Here is a 23,313-nt window from a genome sequence, read left to right as displayed (position 1 = left end):
GATTCACAGCGCAGCGACACGGCGGGAGCGAGGCGCCGGCCTCTGGCGGTTGTGTACCTCTGGCCGCAGGTGGGGTCTCTTGAACCGCCAAGTCGCCAGAAGACGCCAAGAAAAACAAAACAAATCTTGGCGTCTTCTGGCGACTTGGCGGTTCCATCCTTCCGGCAGGTGGGAGAATCCCCTCGCCACCCCGCCTCCGCGGCCGAGCGGTATGGCCGCGATCGCTGCGCCGCGATCGTGCTTTTCACGCCGGTGGGCGGGGGACCAAGGGGGAGGTCGGTCCGCCCGCCGGGGGGCGTGCTAGACCTGGTCAATGCGCGCTTGCCTTGGCACGAGGAGGCGGTGAGCATCTCCCTGCGGGGGCGCGATGCCGTGGCCCTGGCCATGGCGGTCGCGGCGCACGCCGCGATCCTCGCCGCGCCGACGCCGGAACGGCCTCTCGAGGGCCCTGCCGAGCCATCGGCGCTCGTGGATGGCATCGATGTCGAGCTGGAACCACAGGCTCCCCAGGCCGCAACCGCGGCGCCGGCCGGGGGCGAGCCGATCGCGGGCGAGCCGGAGTCGGCCGGTGAGATCGGCAAGGCCCCTCCGGCCGAGAAGGCGCAGGCGCCCGCGCCGGGCGCCGTGGCCGCCAAGGTCGCCTCGGTGGAGCGCGCGAGGCCTGCGCCGGCCGCTCCCGCCGCAGAGCCGAAGGCCCCACCTCCGGAGACCGCGCCGCCCGCAGCCGATGCCGCCGCCCGGCCTGCGGCCGAGGCCCGTGCGCCCGCCGCCGAGGCTCCCGGCGCCCCCGCGCCCACCGCCGAGGCCCCTGCGCCCGCCGCCGAGGCGCCGGCGGCCCCGGCGACGGCGCCGCCCGGCGACGAGTACGGCGGGGCACCTCCCGCTGCGGGCGGGGGCATCGCGCTCGCGCCAGGGCTCGGGACGCCCCTCTGGACCGTGCCCGGCGTGCTCCCCGGCCCCGACGCGCCGCGCGCCGCCCCGACGGCCGCCCCGCGCGCTCGCCCTGTGGATCCGGCGATCGCGGGCACGGTGCTGAACGAGACGCTGCACGGCAAGGACAAGAGCGTGGGCATCAGCATCCCCGCCGCGGGCGCGGTGGCGAGCACCCTGGCGGACATGGTCCGCTCCTCGGCCGCGCCCCTCGACGCGCGGGCGACCTTCGAGGTCAAGCTCGGCGCCGACGGCCAGGTCCTCGGCGTCCGGCTGGTGAGCGCGTCGGCCGGAGACGGCCCCACGTGGGATCGCATCGTGGACGGGGCCAAGGGCGCGCTCGCGGGGAGCGCGCTGCAGATGGGGCCTGACCGGCAGCCGGTGACCGTGACCGTCAAGGTCCAGTCCAAGGTGCAGTATCCGTCCGGCAGCAAGAAGAAGCCCAAGCCGGAGCTCGTGTGCGCCGAGGAGGTGCTCGAGCAGCTCCAGCAGGCGATGGAGGACCCGAGTCGGCTCGGCCAGCTGCGCGGCCCGGGCGACGGGGCGCCGCCGGGCGACACGGATGAAGAAGAGCGAAAGAGGAGGTTCTGCATCCCTGTCGGGCTCCGCGCCAAGGTCGATCTGTCCGATATCGGCGCGCACAGGATCAACGTGGTCTCGGCGTCGTTCGCGGTGAAGCGCGAGGGCGAGCGCGCCCTGCCGCACGAGGACATCCTGCCGATCGACACGCGCGTCCCGTGGGCGCCCAAGGACCCGAACAAGACGAAGCTCCCGCCGCCCAAGAAGAAGAAGTGGAAGAAGAAAAAGGAGCCTTGAGGGCCCCGGCCTGCTCACGACCCTGACGGGCTGCAGAGAGCTCAGCCGAGCGAGCGCGAGCCCGATCGCGCCTCGCGCTTCGGCGAAGCGTCCGTCGTCCACCCCCCTCGGGCGCCACGACTCCAGATCCAGCGACCCGCGGTCAAAAACGAGGTTCCTTACCCGCCTCCCTCCCGGGAAAGTGACGCTACGGGCGCCTGGGGTCGATCAGGTACTCGCGCTCGCGGTACTCGAAGTAGTCGAAATCGGCTGGGCGCGCGGTACCCGACATGTCCTGGCACGCCATGCCGACGAACGCACCGGTGAAGTTGGGAAGGCCGGGCGCGGAGGCCTCGTCCGAGAGGATGCTGGCGTCCAGATGCTCGGGGAACCAGCTCCAGTCGGTACCGTCGAGGCTGTAGGCGAAGTAGAGCCGGTCGTGGTCGAGCTCGGCGCGCAGGTGCACGGGCGCGGTGCCCGGGATGGGGACGGGTGCGGTGAAGGCGTCCGCCATGACCCCATCCGGAATCGCCGACATGATCCGGATATAGCGCCCGACCGTCTCATCGTGCGAGATGTGCAGGTAATGGAACTTGCTCGCGTTGTAGTAGCAGATGAGCCCGGCCATCTGCTGATAACGCTCGGGCGCGAAGTCGACCGACGTGACCGCGGTGTAGCAGTGCGCCTGCTGGCGGCGTGCGACGAGCGACTGGCGGAACAGGCTGCCGAGCGTCTCGCGGCCGTAGAGCCGGAGATGACCGGGACGTGCGGTGAGGCTGAACAGCTCGTCGGGGTAGGGCGAGCGCAGCCACTGGAAGTCGATCGGCAGCTGCGGTGAATCGAAGTCCTCGCGCGCGGCCGGGGCGGGGAAAGGATGCGCGGGCAGGCCGGGGGCTGGGACCTCGACGCGCGGGATATTTTCACCATCGGCCGTGCGCAGCCAGCCGTCGTCCGACCAGACCATCCTCTGGATCGCGGTCTCGCGGCCGAGCGTCGAGCGCCCGCGGTTCGGGATGGGACGGCTGCACAGGTGGACCATGTACACGTCGCCCGACGGCGTATCGCAAAGGTCAGCGTGGCCCGCGCGCTGCAGCGCGACGTCGGCGCGAGCGCGCGATGTCAGGATGTACGTCTCGGGGTGCAGCTCGTACGGGCCGGTGAGGTCACGGGAGCGCGCCATGGTGACGGCGTGGCCCTGGTACGTGCCGCCCTCGGCGGTGATCAGATAGTAGTAGCCGCCGCGCTTGTAGATGTGCGGACCTTCGGTGTAGCCGATCGGCGTGCCTCTGAAGATGTTCGTGACAGGCCCGATGAGCTTGCGCTCGGCGTGCGAGTACTCCTGGAGCACGATGCCGGCAAAGCGATCGCGGCCGGGCCGGTGGTCCCACAGCATGTTGCTCAGGTACTTGCGGCCGTCGTCGTCGTGGAACAGCGAGGGGTCGAAGCCGCTCGAGTTGAGATGAACGGGATCCGACCACTCGCCGTCGATGGTGGGGCTGGTCACCAGGTAGTTGTGGAAGTCGCGCATGGACGCGCCGGACGCACCGCCGACGGTGGTCCGGCCGTAGCGCTTCACGTCGGTGTAGATCAACCAGAACAGGCCATCCGCATACGTCAGGCACGGCGCCCAGACGCCGCACGAATCGCCGGCGCCAAGCAGGTTCAACTGGCTCGCGCGGTTGAGCGGGCGCGAGAGCAGACGCCAGTGCACGAGGTCGCGCGAGTGGTGGATCTGCACGCCGGGATACCACTCGAAGGTCGAGGTCGCGACGTAGTAGTCGTCGCCGACGCGGACGATGGACGGATCGGGGTTGAAGCCCGGCAGGATCGGATTACGGATGACGGTATCAGGCATGGATGAATGGCTCGCCGGCGATGGTGCAGAGGACGATCGCGCCGAGGATATCGAGGAACGGGGGGAAGGAAAAGTGAAACGATATGCTTCCGCCGGCGCTGGAGTGCACGATGAGCCGGGCGCCGCAGGAGCATGCTTCGTTGCCGCGCCGCTCAGGGCAGCTCCAGCACGAACGTGGAGGGGCGCGCGACAAGCACGTCGCACGGCGCCGAGCGCATGACGGATTCGGCCACGCTGCCCAGGAGAGCGCGCGAGATCCCCGAGCGCCCGTGCGTGCCCATGATGATGAGATCGGCCTTCCACCGCCCGGCTTCGCGGACGATCGCGCGCCTCGCATCGCCGCGCCGGACCGACGACTCCCACGTCACGCCGAGCCCGTCGAACGAGTCGAGGAGGCGCCGTAGACCGGCGCGCGCGTCGTCATGGTATCGAGCCCGATAGGCCGCGAACTCCAGCGAGGGGAGGGCGAGCGCCATCCTGTCCTCGAAGGGCACGCGATAGGCGTGGATCGCCCGGATGCGGCTCACCTCGGGGTCGATGACCTTCGTCGCGAGCACGGCGCTCCGGAGCGCGACGTCCGAGAGCTCGACGGCGAGCAGCGGTCGCCTGTAGGCGCTGGCGGGGGCTCGCTGCACGACGAGCACGGGAGTGTCCGCGTGACGGACCGTGAGCTCGGCCGTCGACCCGAGCAGGAGATCGAGGATCGAGCGCTCCCCGTGCCTGCCGAGGACGATCAGCTCCGCGCCGTGGCTGCGCGCATGACGGATGATCTCGACGAACTCTCTGCCGACGAGCACGCTCGGGACGACCTGCAGACCTGCGTTCCCCGCGCCCCGGGCGACATCGAGAGCGCGGGCCGCGATCTCGTCGAGCGAGCGACGCGCGGCCTGCTCCGCGCTGTCGCCCTCCGCGGGCGAGGCGGGCGCTGGCAGCACGTGAACGAGGTGCAAGGTGCTGCCCGCCGAGAGCGGGAGACACGTGGCGCGCTCGACCGCCGCGAGAGCACCCGGCGAGAAATCGGTCGCTGCAAGGACGTCGCCGAGGCGAGCCTCGCGGCGCGGTGTGCTCGTCGTCCGGCCGTCGCGCCGGTGGGCCGGCCCCGCCTGGGCGGGCGAGCTCGGAGGCGTCGTGGGCGTGGCGTCGGTGCGGCGCATCGGCTCGCCGCGCAAACATAGCAAGCCGCGCGCCAAGCGTCGCGACCTGCCCTGCGCAGGGCGCGCTTGCCGCCGAGGACCTGCGCGGCGCGGGAGATGCGCGCGCTACGTAAGGATTGCGCCCGAGGTGGCGCGGGGCTCGCCATGTTCCTCGAGGTCGAAGCGCTCCGGCAGGCGATCTCAGCTCAGCCACCCTGCACGCCCGCCGGAGGCGTCGCGCCGCTCCGCCGAGCGGCGCGAACCACCTCCGCCAGCGACGTGGGGAGCAGCCCCATCAACGCGAGGAGGCCTTGATGGCGGCGAGCGCAGACGTGTACTCGGCCATCGCCGCCGAGATCGTTGCGGCTTGCCGCTCGAGTGTCGATGCACGTTCGAGCGCCTCGCGCTGCCAGGAGAGCGCTTTGCGCGCGAGGTCATCGTCCCCCGCTCGAACCGCGAGCATCGCGCGTCGTTCCCATTCATCGGCGTTCGCCGCCTGCTGCGCAGCCGCTCGTGCCAGCTCCGCCCCGTATTTCTCAAGCGATTCCAGGCGGAGTTGAGCCGCTTCGAATCGACGAGCTCCCTCGTCCTCGGCGCTCGGCTGAGCCTTCAAACCATGCCGAAGCTTTGAAAGGACGCGAGCGAGCCAATGAGGTCCCCTCTCCCGTGCCCGCACGGGTTCGAGCCGGGCGTCGGCGACTGCAGCCTCATCGATACGCTCCAACTCGCGTTCAATTCGCTCGGCGATCTTGGCAAACCTCTCGGCATGGGAAGGCATCTCGATTGAACCGCCTGCTGCTCATCTTACGCTGGAGCCATGTCCACCGGGAGACGAGTGCCACCCGTCTTTTTGTGGACGCACCTCCACCAAGAGACGAGTGCCACTCGTCCCCTCTGTGCCAACGTCTGGTGAGACAGGCTCCCCCTGGAAATCTGTGGTGAGAGGGCGGAGAATGGACCTGACCCGTGCCGAAGCCTTCCCATCTCCGATCCGTCGATCCTACCCTCGCCCCAGCGGCGCAGGGCGCTGCTCCACGCGCGAGTGGCGTCGCCGTCGAGACCATGCCGAAGGCGGGCAAGAGGCGGAAGTTCTCGGCGGCTGAGAAGCTGCGCATCGTTCGTGAGGCGGCCGCATGCACCCAGCGCGGCGACATCGAGGCGCTGCTGCGCCGCGAGGGCATCTACAGCTCCCTCCTAACGGCGTGGCGCAAGCAGCTCGCCCTCCACGGCAGCGAGGCTCTCGCGGGGCGCAAGCCCGGCCGCAAGCCGAAGCAGGACGCGAAGGACCGGCGCATTGCCGAGCTCGAGAAGCGCTCGGCCCGACTCGAGGAGAAGCTCGCGCTCGCGGAGAAGCTCATCGATCTCCAAAAAAAAGTCTCTGCCATTCTGGGCATCAATCTCACGAGCGACGAAGAGCGCTGATGGACGCCATCGAAGAGCTCGATGACCCGCACGTCCCCATCGCGCAGGCGTGTGCGACACTCGGCATCAGCCGCGCTACGCTCTACCGGCAGACGCAGCCCGCGAGGCCACCGGCGTTGCAGGGGCCCGTTCCGAGCCCACGCCGGCTCAGTGACCCCGAGCGGCAAGCCGTGCTCGATGTGTTGCACAGCGACGAGTTCGTCGACCAGCCCCCGCCGGAGGTCTACGCGACGCTGCTGTCGCGCGGCGTCTACCTTGCCTCCATCCGCACGATGTACCGCCTGCTCGCGGCGTCCGGCGAGAGCGGCGAGCGACGCGCGCAGCGCGGGCCGATGAAGCATGCCAAGCCGACGCTCACCGCCACAGCCCCCAACCAGATCTGGACGTGGGATATAACCAAGCTGCGCGGGCCGCTGCCCGGGGTCTTCTACTGCCTGTACGTCGTCCTCGACCTGTTCAGTCGCATGACCGTTGGCTGGCTGCTCGCCGAGCGCGAGAGCGCGAAGCTCGCCGAGCACCTCTTCGCAGAGACGGTCGCCCGCCACGGCGTCGAGTTCGGCTCGCTCACGGTGCACGCCGACCGCGGCTCCGCGATGAGGTCGGAGGGGCTCGCTCAGCTCCTCGGCTCGCTCGGCGTCGTTCGTAGCTTCAGCAGGCCTCACGTCAGCGATGACAACGCCTTCTCCGAGTCGCAGTTCAAGACGCTCAAGTACCAGCCCGACTATCCGGACCGCTTTGCCTCGCTGGCGCATGCACGAGCGTGGTGCCAGGAGTTCTTCAGCTGGTATAATGACCTTCACCAGCATTCTGGTCTTGCTCTCTTCACACCTGCTGATGTATTCTACGGCCGCGTCGAAGATATCGCGGCTCGGCGCCAGGTCGCCCTCGACACGGCCTACGCCGCGCATCCGGAACGCTTCCCGAACGGTCCGCCTGTCGTCCGCAGGCCGCCCGCTTCGGTAGCCATCAACCCGCTGTCCGTCGACGACGCTGCCGACGAGGCCGCGGCGCCGCCACACACGGCAACGACCAGCGTCGCGCCCGAGCCCGTCGCTGCGCCAACCGCCGAGACGCAGCGGCCGCTCGGGTGCCAGAGCCGGAACGCGTCCCTCAACGCGATCCACTCATAGAATTCCCGTCCGGCCTGTCTCAAACCTGTTGGCATTTTCCGTCTCTTGGTGGACGCACCTCCACCGCGTAGACGAGTGCCACCCGTCTTTTTGTGGACGCACCTCCACCGGGAGACGAGTGCCACCCATCTCCCGGGTGGACGAGCCAGGTCATCCGGACGGGCTCACGGCGTTCCGTCCGCCCCGGCCGGGGCCGCCGGGACGGGGCCGGCGCTTCCCCAGGCCCCTGCCCCTTGCCCCACCGCGGCCCCGCCCGTCCAGAGCCCCCTCCCCTCCCCGAGCCGGTCCTCCCGCCCTTCACCCTGGACACGGCGTCTGCGCCCCCGCCGCGTGCACCGCAACGCGCCTCCCCGGCTCGAAGCGGATGGGCAAGCGCGCCGGACCGTGCACGATGATCGCCTTGCGCGGCTCCCACGGCTCGTCGCTCGCGAGCCGGAGGCCCTTCAGCCGGCAGAGCAGATCGGGCAGCGCGATCCGCGCCTCCAGGCGCGCCAGCGCCGCCCCGATGCAGAAATGGATGCCGTGGCCGAACGCGACGTGCGGGTTGGGATCGCGCCCGATGTCGAAGCGGCCGGGGTCGTGAAACTGCAGCGGATCCCGGTTCGCGGAGCCGATCACGGGCAGCACCAGCTTCCCGGCCGGGATCACCTGGCCGTGCACCTCGACGGCGCGCCTGGTCTCGCGGAACACCATCTGCAGCGGCGAGCGGTGGCGCAGCACCTCCTCGATCGCCGAGGGCAAGAGCTCGGGCGCCGCCCTGAGGCGGAAGAGCTCCGCCGGGCTCCCGATGAAGCACAGGATGGCGTTGTCGATCAGGTTCGTTGTCGTCTCGGTGCCCGCCGCGAGCAGGAACTGGAAGAAGTTCAGGATGTCTCCCTCGGTCAGCCGCTCGCCGTCCACCTCGGCCTCGACGAGCCGGGTCAAGAGATCCTCCGCCGGCGCCCTCCGGCGCGCCTCGATCAGGTCGGCGAGATACGCCTTCATCTCCTCCTTCACCACGGCGTGCTCGCTGACGGCCCTCGCCGCCTCCTCGCCGCCGGAGATCGCGTGGCTGAGGTTCGCTATCACCTCGCTCCAGCGCAGCAGCCGCGCCCGGTCCTCGAAGGGAATGCCGATCATCTCCGCGATCACCATCGTGGGCAGCGGCCCCGCGTAGTCCGCCGCGAGGTCCATCTCCCCGCGCTCGATCCACGGATCCAGGAGCTCGCGCGACAGCTCCCGGATGCGCGGCTCCAGGCCCGCGATCGAGCGCGGCGTGAACGCCCGCAGGACGATGGATCGAAGCTTCGTGTGGCGCGGCGGGTCCGAGAAGACGATCCAGTCCGGCGCCTTGCCCGTGGGAGGCGTCACCGCGGAGCTGAACGCGTCATGATCGGTCAGCGCCCGCTTCACCCCGTCGTAATCGAAGATCATCCAGAGATCGAGCGGAGCAACGTGGAACACGGGAGAGCCGGTCCGCAGCTGATCGTAGAGGGGATAAGGATCCCGCCGCATCTCGTCCGGAAAAAGGTTCATCGTCGAAACCTCCGTCGTCTGGAGTCGCCGGTGGCAGCAGCCCTTCGGGAGACGATGGTAATCGATGCAACCACCAGATGGAGCGCCGGAACGCGCCTCCCGAACGGAATGCCCCAGTCGACACGACCCGGACGGACGCGTCGCGCGATCGCCTCGCGCCGCGCCGCGCGCCACCGGTGGCCCCTGACGAGCCCGCGGCGCCCGACGTAGCGAGTCCCGGGAGGCGCCCGACACGGGTCCTTTCGCGGTCGCGGGAACCGGTCGGGGCCCGGCGCCCGTACCCAGGCCGAGACCTCGACGCGCCGGCGCCGCTCTGTAGCGCAATGCCCGCGTTCCCAGGGCTCGAAAGGACATGGACCATGCGTATCGCCTCCTCGTTTGCCGTCGTCGCCCTCGGAGCTTCCTTTGCCCTCGCCGGCTGCATCGCCGACACGTCCGATCCCGAGCCGCTCGACGGAGAGGGCTCCGCGCAGGAGGACGTGGTCGAGGCCGCTGCCGCGCTCGGCGGCTGCTACGGCGCGTCGTGCACGGGGCAAGACCCTGGCGCGACCGGGTGCGAGGCCGACGCGGTCACGCGGGCGTCGAGCGACATCCTGTCGGGCACCACCGCGATCGGCAAGATCGTGATCCGGTACTCGCCGAGCTGCAACGCGGCATGGGCAAGGACCGTCGTGACCAGCGGCAGCTCGTATCTCCGGGCAGAGATCACGAGGAGCTCGCCCTACGCGACGAGCCAGGCCGAGTCGACCTCACCGACCGACGCGCTGCGCTCGGCCATGCTGGCCGTCACGCCAGGCTCCAGGTTCACCGCCATTGGCAAGATCGGCTCGAACCCTGGCATCTTTCAATTCAGCGGCACCGTCCGAACGAACTTTTGACCCCCGCGGTGAAGCCGGGCCTCCGGCGGCGCAGCGCCGGGGCCGCGAGCGCCGCAGAGCCCGCCAACCGGGCGCGCCGGCGCGCCCCCTGCTCGATCCCGGTCGACACCGCCGCACCGGGGCCGCAGTGCTGATGTCTGTAGTCCTCAGTCCACCCGCCGCAGAGCCGGCCTGAGGCGCCAGATCCCCGACAGACCACCGGCCCCGCGCGACCGCGAGGCGTGCACACGCCTTGCATAGACCGCGCTGCGAAGGCCGGCTCGCAGGAGAGCCGCCCTGTCGAGGCCGATCCGAATTCGGACGGCCGCCCAGCGAAAAGTCCACCCGTAGCGTCCTGCGAAGCCTATAAGACGGCCCGGGATTTCGAGGCTGCTCGCGATCTTCCTCGTCGAGCATGCAGCGTTTCCCCCAACTTGCCTGCGCGCCGGAGCAGTCGACGGCCGCTCGCCCAAAGCACCCAAGGTGATCCTGCGAATGAGAGCCCCCTTGCCCCCTCGATGGATCTGCGGCGCCGCCGCGCTAGCCGCGGCGGCGTGGGCCGCGCCAGCGTCCGCTCAGGAAGCGGGACCGGCGCGCGGCCTCGCGCTCAACCGCTTCAGCCCCGCGCCCGCCGGCGACCGGATGTTCGGCGTGCCGTCGCCGTACGCAGCCTCGCCGAACCAGGACGGCAGCGCGACGCTGCACGTGATGCTGCTCGGTGACTACGCGCACAACCCGCTCGTGCTCACGCGGCAGGGCAGCGACGAGAACCTCGGCGCGATCGTCGGCCACCAGCTGTTCCTGCACCTGAACTCCTCGCTCACGCTCTGGGACCGGCTGCACGTCAACGTCGACCTGCCCCTCGCCGTGCTGCAGCAGGGCGACAGCCCCGCGGCCGAGGGCCTCTCGTTCAGGTCGCCGAGCGACGTGCAGCTCGGCGATCTCCGGGTCGGGCTGCGCCTGCGCCTCCTCGGCGATTACTTCGACCCGTTCCAGCTCGCCGTCGGCGGCTTCGTGTGGGTGCCGACCGGCGACCGCGACGGCTCGTTCGTGGGCGAGGAGTCGGTCCGCGGCCTGCCTCAGATCCTGGCCGGCGGCCGGATCCCGGGCTTCGTCTGGTCGGCCGCGGCCGGCGTCGATCTGCGCCCCGCGCAGACGTTCGCGCAGGTGCGGCAAGGCCTGATGTTCAACGGCGGCGCGGGCGTCGGCCTGCTGCTGGGCTCGGAGGAGCAGCTCCAGATCGGCCCCGAGGCGACCGTGTCGACGGTGCTGGAGGACCCGGAGGCCCGCAACACGAACGTCGAGGCGCTGCTCGGCCTGCGCTACCGCTTCGCGCCCACGCTCCGCGATTTCGAGCTCGGCGTCGCCGCCGGCCCCGGCTTCACCTCGGGCATCGGCACCCCGGATTTCCGCGCCGTCGCGATGCTCGCGTACTCGCCCGAGGTCCGGCGCGCGGACCCGGACCGCGACAAGGACGGCATCGTCAACGAGAAGGACGCCTGCCCGGACGTGCCCGGCGTCGGCGACCCGGATCCGAAGAAGAACGGCTGCCCGCCCTCGGACCGCGACGAGGACGGCATCCTCGATCGCGTCGACGCGTGCCCGGACAAGCCCGGCGTCGCGAACGACGACCCGAAGAAGCACGGCTGCCCGCCGCCAGGGGACCGCGACAAGGACGGCATCACGGACGACGTCGACGCGTGCCCGGACGAGGCAGGCCCGGCGAACGAGGATCCGAAGAAGCACGGCTGCCCGCCGCCGCCCGACAGGGACGGCGACGGCGTGATCGACGCGGAGGACGCCTGCCCCGACATCCCCGGTATCCGCACCTCGGATCCGGCGACGAACGGCTGCCCCGGCGACCGCGACGGCGACACGGTGCGCGACGATCAGGACGCCTGCCCCGACATCAAGGGCAAGCCCGATCCGGATCCTTCGAAGAACGGCTGCCCCGTCGCGGTGCGCATGACCGAGACCGAGATCGTCATCCTCCAGCAGGTGCAGTTCGACACCGGCAAGGCGACCATCAAGAAGGTGAGCGATCCGCTCCTCGATGAGGTCGCGGGTGTGCTGAAGGAGCACCCGGAGATCGCCAAGATCGAGGTGCAAGGACACACAGACCCGCGCGGCGGACGCGCGTACAATATCAAGCTCAGCCAGGCGAGGGCCGAGTCGGTCATGAAGGCGCTGGTCCAGCGCGGCGTCGAGGCCGAGCGGCTGGCGTCGAAGGGCTACGGGCCCGACGTCCCGATCGCGGACAACGACACCGACGAGGGACGCCAGAAGAACCGCCGCGTGCAGTTCAAGATCCTTGAGAAGAAGCCGAAGCAGCAGCAGGAGGCGCCGTGAAGAGACGTTGGGTCATAAGTAGTCTTGTCGGGATCGCCTGCGTGGGCGGGCAGGGCGGCGCCGCGCACGCCGAGCCCCATCTGCGCAAGCAGGTCGACCAGCGGGGCGACTTCATTCTGATCGGGAACACGCTGGGCCACGAGTGCGGCAGGGACGACATCGACTCGCCCATTGTGGGCGACATCGGTGCCTGCGGCAGCAACATCGGCGACAGCGCGCCCGACACATACTGGCGCGCCGACTCGCCCGCAGAGGGCCAGGCGGAGGCGAGCACCACCATCACCGCCGCGCAGGCGCGCACCACCGCCGTGCTCCAGGTGCCGGCCGGCGCGACGGTCACGCACGCGTACCTCTACTGGGGCGCGCACCTCGGGGCCACCGGGACCGCGGACGAGGACATCACGCTGGAGCGGCCCGGCGCGGGCGGCTTCTCCGAGCCGGTGACCGCCATCGACAGCGTCGAGACGATCAGCTCGATGCGTGTCTACTACCAGTCGGTCGCGGACATCACCGCCCTCGTGCAGGCCCACGGGTCCGGCGCGTACCGGGTGAGCGGCGTCAACAGCGCGAGCTTCACGAACAACAACTTCGACAACCACTTCGCCGGGTGGTGGCTGGTCGTGTTCTACGAGCTCGCCTCCGAGCCGCCGCGCAACCTCGCGCTCTTCGACGGCCTCGACACGGTGGCCAGCGGGTCGACCCAGAACGCCACCCTGGACGGGTTCCTGGTGCCGAACGCGGGCTACGACGCGAAGATCGGCATGGTCGCGTTCGAGGGCGACGTGGCCCACGAGGGGGACCAGTTCCTCTTCAACGGGACCGCGCTCGGCAACGATCTGAACCCGGTCAACAACTTCTTCAACGGCACGCGGTCCTACTTCAACGCGCCGGTGTCGAACGTCGGGGATCTGCCGCAGCTCGCCGGGACCGCGGGGACCATGGCGGGCATGGATATCGACGTCTTCGATATCACCTCGCTGGTGACCCCGAGGCAGACCTCGGCGCCCATCCGGGCGTCGAGCAGCATGGACCTCTACTTCCTCGCCGGGTTCATCACGTCGATCTCGACCTTCAAGCCGGACTTCACGTCCTCCTCGAAGTCGGCCGTCGACGTGAACGGCGGGCTGCTGCTCCCGGGCGACCAGCTCCAGTACACGATCGAGGTCGTCAACAGCGGCAACGACGCGTCGAGGGGCACCGTGCTCACCGATCCGCTGCCCGCGGGCGTCACCTACGTGCCTGGCTCGCTCTCCATCGTGGCGGGCGCCAACATGGGCCCGAAGACGGACGCGGCCGGCGACGACCAGGGCGAGTACGACGCCGGGACGCGCACGGTCCGCGTGCGGCTCGGCACGGGCGCGAACGGGACGGCGGGGGGGTCGATCCCCGCCGGGCAGTCGGCGCGGGTGACCTTCCGGGTGACGGTCGACGCCAGCGCCTCGGGGGTCATCGCGAACCAGGCCATCGTCCGGGCCGCCGGGCAGCAGGGAGCGCCCGAAGAGGACACGCCGACCGACGGCAACGGCCCGACCGACGGCGTGCCGCCGACCGAGGTCGTCATCGACGCGTGCGAGACCGACGCGCAGTGCGCCGCAGCGACGCCTCACTGCGACACGGCGGCGGAGCCCAACGAGTGCGTCGAGTGCCTCACCGACGCGCACTGCGGGCCGCTCTCGCCGACGTGCGACCCCGACACGCACGCCTGCGAGTGCGTGCCCACGGGCGCCGAGGTCTGCGGCGATTCGATCGACAACGACTGCGACGGCGTGTTCAACAACGGCTGCGACTCGGACAACGACGGGATCGACGATCCCGACGAGCTCGAGGCCGGCACCGACCCGAACGACGCCGACAGCGACGACGACGGCGTGCCCGACGGGCAGGAGCCGCGCTGGAACGAGGACTCCGACGAGGACGGCCTCATCAACGCGCTCGACCCCGACAGCGACAACGACGGGCTCTACGACGGCACCGAGCTCGGCCTGCCCTGCGACAACGCCGGCACCAACGCCGCCGCGGGCCATTGCCGCGCCGACGGCGACGCCGGCGCGACCAAGACCGATCCGCTCGACGCCGACACGGACGACGGCGGCGTGCCCGACGGCCAGGAGGACTTCGATCTCGACGGCGTCGTCGACGCGGGCGAGACCGATCCGAACGTGCGCGCCGACGACGTGCCGCCGAAGGACACCGACGGCGACGGGCTGAGCGACGATTTCGAGGAGACGATCGGGAGCGATCCGAACGACGCCGACACCGACGACGACGGCGCGCTCGACGGCCAGGAGCCGAACCCCGCCGACGACACCGACGGCGACGGGCTGATCAACGTGCGCGACGTCGACAGCGACAACGACGGGCTCTTCGACGGCACCGAGCTCGGCCTGCCCTGCGACAACGAGGACACCGACGCCGCCGCGGGCCACTGCCGCGCCGACGCGGACGAGGGCGCGACCAAGACCTCGCCGGTCGATCCCGACACCGACGACGGCGGCGTGCCCGACGGCCAGGAGGACATCGACCTCGACGGCGAGATCGACGCGGGCGAGACCGATCCGAACAACGGCGCCGACGACGGGACGCCGAAGGACACCGACGGCGACGGGCTGATCGACGTGGTCGAGGAGCAGATCGGCACCGACCCGAACGACGCCGACAGCGACGACGACGGCGTGATCGACGGCGATGAGCCGAACTTCAGCGACGATCACGACGGCGACGGCCTCATCAACGCGCTCGACCCGGACAGCGACGGCGACGGCCTGTTCGACGGCACCGAGCTCGGCCTGCCCTGCGACAACGCCGCCACCGACGCTGCCGCGGGCCACTGCATCGCGGACGCCGACCCCACGACGACGACGCACCCGCTCGACTCGGACACGGACGACGGCGGCATCTCCGACGGCGCGGAGGACGCGGATCACGACGGCGCCATCGACGAGGGCGAGACCGATCCCAACAACGGCGACGACGACGCGGTGGACGAGGATCGCGACGGCGACGGGCTGCCCGACGCGGAGGAGGAGGCGATCGGGAGCGATCCGGACGACGCCGACACCGACGACGACGGCGTGCCCGACGGCCAGGAGCCGAAGCCCGGCGAGGACACCGACGGCGACGGGCTGATCAACGTGCGCGACGTCGACAGCGACAACGACGGGCTGTTCGACGGCACCGAGCTCGGCCTGCCCTGCGATCACGAGGGCACCGACGCTGCTGCGGGCCACTGCCGACCCGACGGGGACGCTGGCGCGACCAAGACCGACCCGCTCGACGCCGACACCGACGACGGCGGCGTGCCGGACGGCCAGGAGGACACCAACCTGAACGGCGTCGTCGACGCGGGCGAGACCGATCCCAACATCGGTGAGGACGACGGGACGCCGGTGGACAGCGACGGCGACGGGCTGGTCGACGCGCTCGAGGAGGAGATCGGCACCGACCCGAACGACGCCGACAGCGACGACGACGGCGTGATCGACGGCGACGAGCCGAACTTCAGCGACGACCACGACGGCGATGGCCTCATCAACGCGCTCGACCCCGACAGCGACGACGACGGGCTGTTCGACGGCACCGAGCTCGGCCTGCCCTGCGACAACGCCGCCACCGACGCCGCCGCGGGGACCTGCATCCCGGACGCCGATCCCACGACGAAGACGAACCCGCTCGATCCGGACACGGACCACGGCGGCATCTCCGACGGCGTGGAGGACGCGAACCACAACGGCGCCATCGACGCGGGTGAGACCGATCCCAACGATCCCGCCGACGATCAGACGCCTCCGGCGTGCCGGCAGGACAGCGATTGCGGCGGCGCGACGAGCGGGATGATCTGCGAGCAGGGGACCTGCGTGGAAGGCTGCCGCGGCGCCGAGGGCAACAGCTGCCCGTCCGGCGAGGTGTGCAGCTCGACCGACAGCACGGCGGGCACCTGCGAGCCCGAGAGCGAGAACGACCCGAGCGGCATCTTCGCCGAGGGCAACGGCTTCTGCGCCGCGCGGCCCACGCCCGCGGGCAGCACCCGAGGCGCCGCCGCGCTCCTGCCCATGCTCGCCGCCCTCGCCGGCCTCGCCCTGCGCCGGCGCCGCGCGGGCCGCTGACCGCCGGATAGAAAGAGGCCCACGGCCGCGCGCCGCCCCGCCCACCTGGCGGGGCGGCGACCCTCCCCAGCGGCCGCGGGCGCCTCTCGCCGCGAGCGCCCTCAGGGGCGCCGAGATCCCCCCACCCGCTCCCCTACGTGCGTTCCTCCTCGACCCGCCGCAGCGGGCGGCATCATCGTGTAAGTTTCTTGTCCACCTGTAGCCGTCCTCCGTAGCGTACCGCGCCAAGGAGAACGACCATGGAGATGCTGCTCGCCAGCGAGCGCCGCGCCACGCGCCGCGCCGCGATCGTGGAGTGCCAGGCCGTGCGCGAGCGGGGCTTTCGGCTGCTCGGGACCCGGGCGATCGACCTGTCGATCGACGGCATGCTCGTGCTGACGAGCGCCCGCGCGCTCACGGGCGAGCCGGTGATCGTCTCGTTCCGGATCCCGGAGACGAACGTCTGGATCGACGCGACGGCGACGATCGCGCGCACCCTCCACGGCCGGCGCCAGGGCGACCCGGGGCGTGCCGTGGGCCTGCGCTTCGACCCGCTCGACAGGGCGTCGATCCGGCGCCTGCGCGCGGCGCTCGAGCGCTTCCCGCCGACGTACCCCTACCGCGCGCAGCGCGTGGACTACGCGGCGACGGCCGCGATGATCGCGCTCAGCTGATCCGCGCTGCTTCAGGAGGAGGGAGCGAGCTCGACGTCGGCGACCGGGAACTCGGCCTGGAAGCGGGAGAGCCGGGCGGCGAACACCACACGACCCTCGTCGACGCGCGGCATGCGCGCCGGATCGACGCGCGCCTCGAGCAGGCGCGCGTGGCGGGCGCTCCCGCGCGCGGTCGGCGCGCAGAAATAGTCGTGCCCGTCGCGGTGGTGCACCAGCCGGCGGAGGCGCGCGGGCACGAGCGCGCTCAAGGCGGGCAGGCTCGGGCCCGCGGCCGCGAAGCGCAGATCGGCGAAGACCTCACCGCCCTGCGACGCCCGGAATCGCTCGCTCCCGTCCGCCTCGCGCGCGATCTCGAAATCGGCGTGCTCCTTGGGGATGCCCCAGTTGCGCTGCCCGTTCACCACGCTGTCCCACGAGCTGACGTAGATCTTGCTGATGGACCAGCAGAGGCCGCGGCGCGTGCGGAAGCGCCCGGGGATGAACAGGAGCTCGCGATAAGGCCCCACGTTCGATGACGCGTAGTCGAGGGCCATCAGCAGGCTGTAGCGCCCCTCGAAGCGGGGGCGGAGCGCCTCCGGGATGAAGCTCTGCTCCTCGAGCAGCGGCTCGGGGAGCTCGAGCATCACGATGGTCGCATCGCCGGCCAGCGTCCACGGCGCCGGCGCTGGCTTCACGTCAGGAGGATGACTTCCGGCGCTCTGGCTCATGACGACCTCTCCTCGGGCTCGATGAAATCAGGCTACCCGAGCAGATCGATCGCTCCCGGGGGGCGCCGCGCGCGCGCGAGCTCCGACCTCTCGAGGTGGGCGAGGACGGCGAGTACGGCCGCCTCGTCCCACGCGTCGCCGAGGATCTGCAGGCCGATGGGCAGGCGCTCGGCGTCGACGCCGACGGGCGCCGTGCCGGCGGGGAGGCCGGTGAGGTTGCCGAGGAAGGCGAAGCGGCACATGCCGTCGAGGGCCATGGGATCCAGGAAGGCGCGGCCTTCCTCGGCCTGGGCGTAGGGGGGCGCGGTGATCGCCGTCGTCGGGAGCGCGAGGACGTCGACGCCGGCGAGGGCGCGCGCCACCTCGCGCCGCATGCCCGCGCGGAGCCGCGCGGCGTCGATCTGCTCGAGCGCGGTGACGCCCGAGAGGAGGCTGAAGGTGACGCGCAGGTCCTCGCTGATGAGGTCGCGCTGCTCCCTCCAGGCGCGCTGGTTCGCCGCGAGCGACTCGGGGCCGATGACGAGGTAGCCGATGGAGGCCGCGTGCCTCGCGAGGGGGATCTTCACGTCCACGAGGGTCGCTCCCTCGCGCTCGAGCGCGCGCAGCGCCCCCCGGCACACGCTCGCGACCGGGGTGGAGGCGTCGCGCCACTCCGCCTCGTCGACGCCGATGCGCAGGCCGCGCACGCCGGCGCCGAGGCGCGCGCCGAAGCCTCCGGGGGGCGGCGGGGGCGCCCACGCGGTGAGGTCGTCGTCGGGGTCGGGCTCGCTCGCGACGGCGTCGAGGAAGCGCGCGAGATCGGCCGTGCTGCTGGCGATCGGGCCGGCGTGGGCGACCGAGCCCTTGAAGCCGTCGCCGGCGCGGCTGACGCGGCCGAAGGTCGGCTTGAGGCCGAAGACGCCGTTCAGCGCGGCCGGCGCCCGGATGGATCCGCCGCCGTCGCCGCTGGCCGCGAGCGGCGCGAGCCCGAGCGCCACGCCGACGGCGGAGCCGGTGGAGGAGCCGCCCGCGGCGCGCTCCTTGTGGTGCGGGTTGTGGGGCATGCGCTGGTGGATGCTGTTGCCGATGGGCGACATGCCCCACTCGGTGAGCACGGTCTTGCAGAGGAACACGGCGCCCGCCTGCCGGAGCCGGGCGACCACGGCGGCGTCGCGCGGCGCGGGCGTCTGCGGGCCGCAGGGCGAGCCGAGCGTCGTCGGGAGGCCCTCGACGTCGAACTCGTCCTTGACGAGCAGGGGCACGCCGTCGAGCGGGCCGCGCGGCCGCCCCTCGGCGTGGCGGGCGGTCGACGCGTCGGCGTCCCTGAGCGTCGCCTCGCGCGAGGTGGCGACGGCGATGTTCATGCACGGGCGCTCGGCGGCGAGGGCCTCGAGCGCCGAGAGCGCGCGCTCGGCGACGCGGAGCGGGGTGGTGGCGCCCTTGCGGTAGGCCGCCGCGTAGGCGAGCGAGGGCCGGGGCCAGTCGCGGACAGGGGGCGCGCCGAGGTCGGCGTCCTCCCAGCGCCGCGGCGGCGCGGCCTGGAGGGGGCGCGCCTCGGCGGGAGCGTCGTCGCGGAAGGCGTCCGGAAGCGAGGCGAGGCGATCGATGCCCAGGCTGCGCTTCATCACTTCCCGGAGCGCGGCGGAGGATCCGGGCGCCTCGGCGGCGAGGCGCGCCGCGGTGAGCGCGCGGCCGGTGAGTCGGGGGACCTTCATGCGCCGCAGCTTACTCGACCGGCTGGGCGGGGCGGCGGCTCATGGTCGGAGCATGGCCAGGGTGCTCCGTGAGATCACGCCGTGGCTGCGTGTCGTCGACGGCGGGATCGCTCGTCGTTCCTCGTCGATCCACGCGCGTGGGATGGCATGGGACGTCGGCCGCCGCGACCTGGAGCTCAGGTAGACGAGGTGAGGTCGTCCCAGACACGCACCGACTCGGGATGCAGCTCGCGCATGCGCGTCACGGCGCGCCCCACGGAAAGCCTCCGCTCGAACACCAGCGCCGCGTCGCCCGCGTAGAACGTGCCGATGGAGTCGCTAGCCTCTTCGACCTCGCTCAGGCCGAGCGCTCGGGAGAGCTCGCGGCCAAGCGGTGACAGCGCGATATGGGTCGGCACTTCTTTCGGGTGTCCCCACAGCGCAATGCGAGAGATGAACGTGCTCACGGAGTCGCTCGTGCGCTCCCACTCGCCCCAGCTGAAATCATATGCCCACATACTGCCGTCCTCCGTCATACAAGCGAGCGTATCCTGGTTGTCGAGGTCATCCTGACTCAGGAGAATCGCAGGGCCGCCGGGCGTCTGCTGAATAGGCCACTCCGCGACGCTCCCCTCGGCGAGGGCTCGCTCGAGCATCAGGATCCCGCCGAAGCGCTGGATCCGATCGACGCTGCGCAGGCCGCCAAACGAGCTCTCGGCGTCTTCTGCCGCTCTGGCGAGCGCCTCGCTGCCGCCGTTCTCCAGCACCCACGAGGCGAGCCGCGCGGGGTCGCCGGGATCGTGCAGCCGGCACAGCCGACGCGATGCCGCCTCTCTCACGCGGGGTGACGACGGAAGCGTCCTCGACGCTGGATCTACGGTTGCGCAGAGAAACCCGACCACGCTCTGCCGAAACCGATGGTTCGCCTCTCCGAGCGGAAGATCGAGGTGCACGGCGTCGTTGTTCAGAGCCGCACGCGCCATCGAATCAACATAATTGTCACGAAACTCGATCCAGCCAGATTCGGGCGCACGAGGTGCTTCCCCCACCGCTCGCACCACCGGAAAAACGCACTGCAACCGCAGGGCCGCGCACTCTTCGAGCCACGGCAAAAGGCTCGCCGCCGTGGGGCCCAGCACCCGCAAGAACACGTCGTCGCGCAGGGCGAGCACCCCGTCACAGACATGCCACACGAAGCCGTGCAGGCGAGACGAACGACTCGCCTGGGCGACCCGGCGAGCAACTCCCTTGACGAGAGCGTTGGTCTTGTCGAGCGCGGTGACCCGTCCCGTCTCGGCGTAGAAGTTACCGAGATCGACACGCACGCGCAGCTCGAACTTCGGCGAACGCCACCGTTCGAGCCGCTCCGCCACCTCGTTCAGCTGGGAAACGGACGCCGTGAGCTGTTTGGTTCCGCAGATGGATCGGAGCTGAGGGCTGAACATGCCCATCTCGATCGTTCCGAGGAGGAAATGGCTGAATCGAGGCTTCACGTCGACCCCCAGTCGTTGTTCAGGCCGGTACCTCCGAAGACGCCCGGCGTCATTCCGGCCACGCGATTGGTGCGGCGCTCAATCTCTGCATCCGAGCCATCTCTACCTGAAGCGATCTGCGATCGCCAGCACGTCCGACACGCTGCACACGCGGCGGGACATTCGCTGAATGCCGCACTCCTCGACGAGCCAGACGGCATCCCCGTCGACGAAGACCTGCGCTGCAGCGTCAGAGAGATCTCCGCGGAGACTGAGTCCGGGGGGCAGCACCTCCTCCGAACGGCAAGTGGCCTCGGATGCGTAGCCGTTCTCGAGAAGGTAGACTTGGCGTTCGAACCAGCGCTCGACACTCGTGCCCACCAGGCGCAATTGCACGTCGTCGTCGTCCGGCTCCTGCCACGAGGCCCACACGCCGCCCGTCTCGTCGACGTACAGGCTCGTGCGCACCGACGTGCTCTCAATCCAACCGATGAACCAGGCGCCGTTGTAAGGATGGACTGGTTCAGACCAGATGCCAGGTGCCGTCCGTTCCCGGATCGCGCCCGCCGCCCATGGGGCAACGAGTGAAATTCCCCGCTGCCCGCGGAAGCCCCCCCCCACGAGCTCGTCCAAAGCGAAAACAGTATTGGTAGACGCAGTCGATGCCCGGTATCGCTCGAGCTGGGCGCGCAGACCATCACGATTCTGCAGACCAGGCTGCCACTCTCCGAATGAGCTGGCGCCCGCGAGTCGATCGGGATGACGCGGAACCGTGGCGATGCTCCCGCCGGCCGTCATGTGGAGCTGCGTCTCGAAAGAGCCGTCGAGCACCCCACGAATCCAGCAACCGGTCGCCGTCTCGTACAGCTCGAACGCCTCTGGGAAGTATCTGTCCATAGGGTCCACCGACCCGAGCAGCGGTCCCTGCGGCGGAACGCAGGCGATTGAGCCGTACGAATACCTCGCCGGCGCGGGCGAGAGGCCACGCGGCAGGGGATGTGCGAGCAAAGCTCTAAGCCGCTCGCTGGTGGCGCACGCCACCGTCAGGGCGTCGCACAGCAGCAGCACGATCGCTCCTTCGAACCAGAGCAATTGCTCTGAACGCCCGATCGAGCGAACTGCGCACGGCGGCCCCAGCGCGCCTTCGACCCACGCGGTCATGAGCGCTCCCTGTGCCCCGTGGTTGTGGCGCTCGCGGAGCACGAGCCCCTCGGAGACCAGCCGCGCTGCCTCGCGGAGGATGGCCGGATCGTCGACAGGCACCGGAGGTCGCGGCTCGAACCGGTTCCCAGAGAGTGGCACCCGCACCACAGCCCCGTCGTACAGGGCGAGTGAGCCCAGCGGCCCCAGATTCTCGAGCCCCGGGGCGCTCGGCAGATCGTCGCGTTCCGTGAACATCACACGCGTGGCCTCCACGACCCCGACGAGTGATGGCGGGGGATCGGCGGGTGGCTCGCTCGGCGCTCCTGGTCGGGCCAGGCGTACGCACGCCCGCCGACCGGGTGCATGCTCTGCCGTGCCGCCAAAGGGAGCGGAGACCGCCGCAACGGAGGACCTACCCCGCGAGGGTCTCGCACACCCGTGCCTCGGCTTGTGGGGAGAAGCACTTCAACAGCGCTCGCTCACCGGAGCGCTGGAATGCTACGAGATCGGCAGAGATCGCCAAGGAGGCGCAGTCGTCCGTTCCAATCGGGTCGATCACGAGCCCCAGCCGCTCGCAGAGCTCGTTCATCGGGAGATCCGACTCGCGCGTGGCTGCCACCCTCGCGTCGAAGCGAAGGATTCGCTCGACGTAGGCGGCGTAGCTCGATGCCGAGATGGACCACAGGCCCTCCTCGAAGGCGTACCGGTGGATGCGGCGGTCCTCACCGAGGTAGACAAACGCATCCGACGTCCCGATGTCCCAGTAGCCGACCAGCAACCGCGATGGCTCACCGGGCGGGAGCCAGGCGTCGCCGGGGACGAGGAGCGGCGATTCAAACGCCTGCGCGGAAGCCGCGCCCGCGAAGAACTCGGCGTGGCAGAGCACAGGACCGCACATGGCGGTTCGATCGAACCGCCGGACGCCGTGCGCGAGGCCGAGCGCTTCCGAGACGGCATCGCCAAGGCGGGACGATGCTCCCTGTGCGTGGAACCATGCGAGAAAAAAGGGGATGCCGTCGTTGTTGACGACCACGAACCGTGGGGCCGTGGTCACGTCGTTAAACGATGATTGCCACGGAGTATGCAAGCGTACGATCGCTCGTTTCCCGAGCCCCATCGATACCCCTCCGCCAGGGAGGCGATAGCGAACGGCCGCGCTGCCATTGCGCACCAGAAAGGATCCCTCGACGCCCGGCTCCCGGTCGTCGAACGATAGCCCCTCGCCTTCCACTGGTTCGCCCTCAGCGAGCACGGCCGAGTAGGCAGGGAACCAGATCGGCTTGCGTGGCCGCCGCTCACCGAAGGCCTGGATCCAGGGGATCAGGTGCTCGGCGCTTCGCGCGTAAAGGCACCACGTGTCCCGGCTCTCGATGACCATCACGGATCCCTCATACCACCTGAATGAACCACACGTCTCCGGAACAGGTGGCACATCACCACCGCGCGCGCGGACGGCGCCGAGGATCTCATCGCGAGCGACGGTGGGGGCGCCCGTGCAGGCAAGGTAGCAGTCCTCCCAGCACGCGAAGCGCGAACGGAGCCGCTCGTGGTCCCTGGGTGGAACGCCAGGGAGCGC

16 protein-coding genes are annotated in these 23,313 nt (G+C 70.6%); 7 read left to right on the top strand and 9 right to left on the bottom strand.

What is annotated here, in order from left to right:
* The first annotated feature begins 342 nt into the window (after positions 1–342).
* Positions 343–1,746 carry a hypothetical protein gene (locus WMF19_RS00690; protein WP_437897294.1) on the top strand — a complete coding sequence of 468 codons (1,404 nt, stop codon included), beginning with the start codon at positions 343–345 and terminating at the stop codon, positions 1,744–1,746.
* Positions 1,747–1,933: 187 nt separating this feature from the next.
* Here WMF19_RS00690 and WMF19_RS00685 read toward each other — a convergent pair whose 3' ends face one another.
* The 3 genes from WMF19_RS00685 to WMF19_RS00675 all read right to left on the bottom strand — a co-directional run bounded on the left by WMF19_RS00685 (position 1,934) and on the right by WMF19_RS00675 (position 5,491).
* Positions 1,934–3,580: a glycoside hydrolase family 43 protein gene (locus WMF19_RS00685; RefSeq protein ID WP_437897293.1), complete on the bottom strand. Its 1,647-nt coding sequence runs from the start codon at positions 3,578–3,580 to the stop codon at positions 1,934–1,936.
* Between the two features lie 152 nt (positions 3,581–3,732).
* Positions 3,733–4,734: a universal stress protein gene (locus WMF19_RS00680; protein WP_437897292.1), complete on the bottom strand. Its 1,002-nt coding sequence runs from the start codon at positions 4,732–4,734 to the stop codon at positions 3,733–3,735.
* Between the two features lie 274 nt (positions 4,735–5,008).
* Positions 5,009–5,491, bottom strand: a complete 483-nt coding sequence (locus WMF19_RS00675; protein ID WP_437897291.1) for a PspA/IM30 family protein — start codon at positions 5,489–5,491, stop codon at positions 5,009–5,011.
* 284 nt (positions 5,492–5,775) lie between these two features.
* Between WMF19_RS00675 and WMF19_RS00670 the strand changes: the two genes are divergently transcribed.
* Both WMF19_RS00670 and WMF19_RS00665 read left to right on the top strand, forming a co-directional pair.
* The gene (locus tag WMF19_RS00670; RefSeq protein WP_437894425.1) at positions 5,776–6,135 is read left to right on the top strand and encodes a transposase; all 360 of its coding nucleotides are present in this window, start codon (positions 5,776–5,778) and stop codon (positions 6,133–6,135) included.
* Positions 6,135–7,265: an IS3 family transposase gene (locus tag WMF19_RS00665; protein WP_437894424.1), complete on the top strand. Its 1,131-nt coding sequence runs from the start codon at positions 6,135–6,137 to the stop codon at positions 7,263–7,265. Before WMF19_RS00670 ends, WMF19_RS00665 begins: the two co-directional genes overlap by 1 nt.
* Positions 7,266–7,562: 297 nt before the next feature.
* On the opposite strand, the gene WMF19_RS00660 is transcribed toward WMF19_RS00665, so the two are convergent.
* Entirely contained in the window at positions 7,563–8,780 is a 1,218-nt protein-coding gene (locus WMF19_RS00660) for a cytochrome P450 (RefSeq protein ID WP_437897290.1), read from the bottom strand.
* A gap of 359 nt (positions 8,781–9,139) precedes the next feature.
* Between WMF19_RS00660 and WMF19_RS00655 the strand changes: the two genes are divergently transcribed.
* From WMF19_RS00655 to WMF19_RS00640, 4 genes are all read left to right on the top strand, one after another.
* Positions 9,140–9,658: a DUF2690 domain-containing protein gene (locus WMF19_RS00655; RefSeq protein ID WP_437897289.1), complete on the top strand. Its 519-nt coding sequence runs from the start codon at positions 9,140–9,142 to the stop codon at positions 9,656–9,658.
* A gap of 474 nt (positions 9,659–10,132) precedes the next feature.
* Positions 10,133–11,986, top strand: a complete 1,854-nt coding sequence (locus WMF19_RS00650; protein WP_272097179.1) for an OmpA family protein — start codon at positions 10,133–10,135, stop codon at positions 11,984–11,986.
* A gap of 41 nt (positions 11,987–12,027) precedes the next feature.
* Entirely contained in the window at positions 12,028–16,089 is a 4,062-nt protein-coding gene (locus WMF19_RS00645) for a DUF3344 domain-containing protein (RefSeq protein ID WP_437897288.1), read from the top strand.
* 239 nt (positions 16,090–16,328) lie between these two features.
* Entirely contained in the window at positions 16,329–16,742 is a 414-nt protein-coding gene (locus WMF19_RS00640) for a PilZ domain-containing protein (protein WP_437326974.1), read from the top strand.
* A gap of 11 nt (positions 16,743–16,753) precedes the next feature.
* Here the strand turns inward: WMF19_RS00640 and WMF19_RS00635 are convergent, their stop codons facing one another.
* From WMF19_RS00635 to WMF19_RS00615, 5 genes are all read right to left on the bottom strand, one after another.
* Positions 16,754–17,449, bottom strand: coding sequence for an acetoacetate decarboxylase family protein (locus tag WMF19_RS00635; protein ID WP_437897287.1), 696 nt, complete (start codon positions 17,447–17,449; stop codon positions 16,754–16,756).
* A gap of 32 nt (positions 17,450–17,481) precedes the next feature.
* Entirely contained in the window at positions 17,482–19,143 is a 1,662-nt protein-coding gene (locus tag WMF19_RS00630; RefSeq protein WP_437897286.1) for an amidase, read from the bottom strand.
* 176 nt (positions 19,144–19,319) lie between these two features.
* Positions 19,320–20,615 (bottom strand): hypothetical protein, encoded by a 1,296-nt coding sequence (locus WMF19_RS00625; RefSeq protein WP_437897285.1) that lies wholly within the window; start codon positions 20,613–20,615, stop codon positions 19,320–19,322.
* A gap of 102 nt (positions 20,616–20,717) precedes the next feature.
* Positions 20,718–21,992, bottom strand: coding sequence for a hypothetical protein (locus WMF19_RS00620; RefSeq protein WP_437901777.1), 1,275 nt, complete (start codon positions 21,990–21,992; stop codon positions 20,718–20,720).
* 157 nt (positions 21,993–22,149) lie between these two features.
* Positions 22,150–23,118, bottom strand: coding sequence for a hypothetical protein (locus WMF19_RS00615; protein ID WP_437897283.1), 969 nt, complete (start codon positions 23,116–23,118; stop codon positions 22,150–22,152).
* Positions 23,119–23,313 lie beyond the last annotated feature (195 nt).

This window comes from Sorangium sp. So ce124, from assembly GCF_051525235.1.
Classification (GTDB): Bacteria; Myxococcota_A; Polyangia; order Polyangiales; family Polyangiaceae; genus Sorangium; species Sorangium atrum.
Note: the sequence above shows the minus strand (reverse complement) of the source record. Positions and strands in the feature narration are given on the sequence as shown.

Coding starts and splice junctions, on each gene's coding strand:
- WMF19_RS00655 (WP_437897289.1), top strand. CDS start 9,140: ATGCGTATCGCCTCCTCGTTTGCCGTCGTCGCCCTCGGAGCTTCCTTT.
- WMF19_RS00630 (WP_437897286.1), bottom strand. CDS start 19,143: ATGAAGGTCCCCCGACTCACCGGCCGCGCGCTCACCGCGGCGCGCCTC.
- WMF19_RS00660 (WP_437897290.1), bottom strand. CDS start 8,780: ATGAACCTTTTTCCGGACGAGATGCGGCGGGATCCTTATCCCCTCTAC.
- WMF19_RS00680 (WP_437897292.1), bottom strand. CDS start 4,734: ATGCGCCGCACCGACGCCACGCCCACGACGCCTCCGAGCTCGCCCGCC.
- WMF19_RS00635 (WP_437897287.1), bottom strand. CDS start 17,449: ATGAGCCAGAGCGCCGGAAGTCATCCTCCTGACGTGAAGCCAGCGCCG.
- WMF19_RS00675 (WP_437897291.1), bottom strand. CDS start 5,491: ATGCCTTCCCATGCCGAGAGGTTTGCCAAGATCGCCGAGCGAATTGAA.
- WMF19_RS00670 (WP_437894425.1), top strand. CDS start 5,776: ATGCCGAAGGCGGGCAAGAGGCGGAAGTTCTCGGCGGCTGAGAAGCTG.
- WMF19_RS00620 (WP_437901777.1), bottom strand. CDS start 21,992: ATGTTCACGGAACGCGACGATCTGCCGAGCGCCCCGGGGCTCGAGAAT.
- WMF19_RS00685 (WP_437897293.1), bottom strand. CDS start 3,580: ATGCCTGATACCGTCATCCGTAATCCGATCCTGCCGGGCTTCAACCCC.
- WMF19_RS00640 (WP_437326974.1), top strand. CDS start 16,329: ATGGAGATGCTGCTCGCCAGCGAGCGCCGCGCCACGCGCCGCGCCGCG.
- WMF19_RS00665 (WP_437894424.1), top strand. CDS start 6,135: ATGGACGCCATCGAAGAGCTCGATGACCCGCACGTCCCCATCGCGCAG.
- WMF19_RS00650 (WP_272097179.1), top strand. CDS start 10,133: ATGAGAGCCCCCTTGCCCCCTCGATGGATCTGCGGCGCCGCCGCGCTA.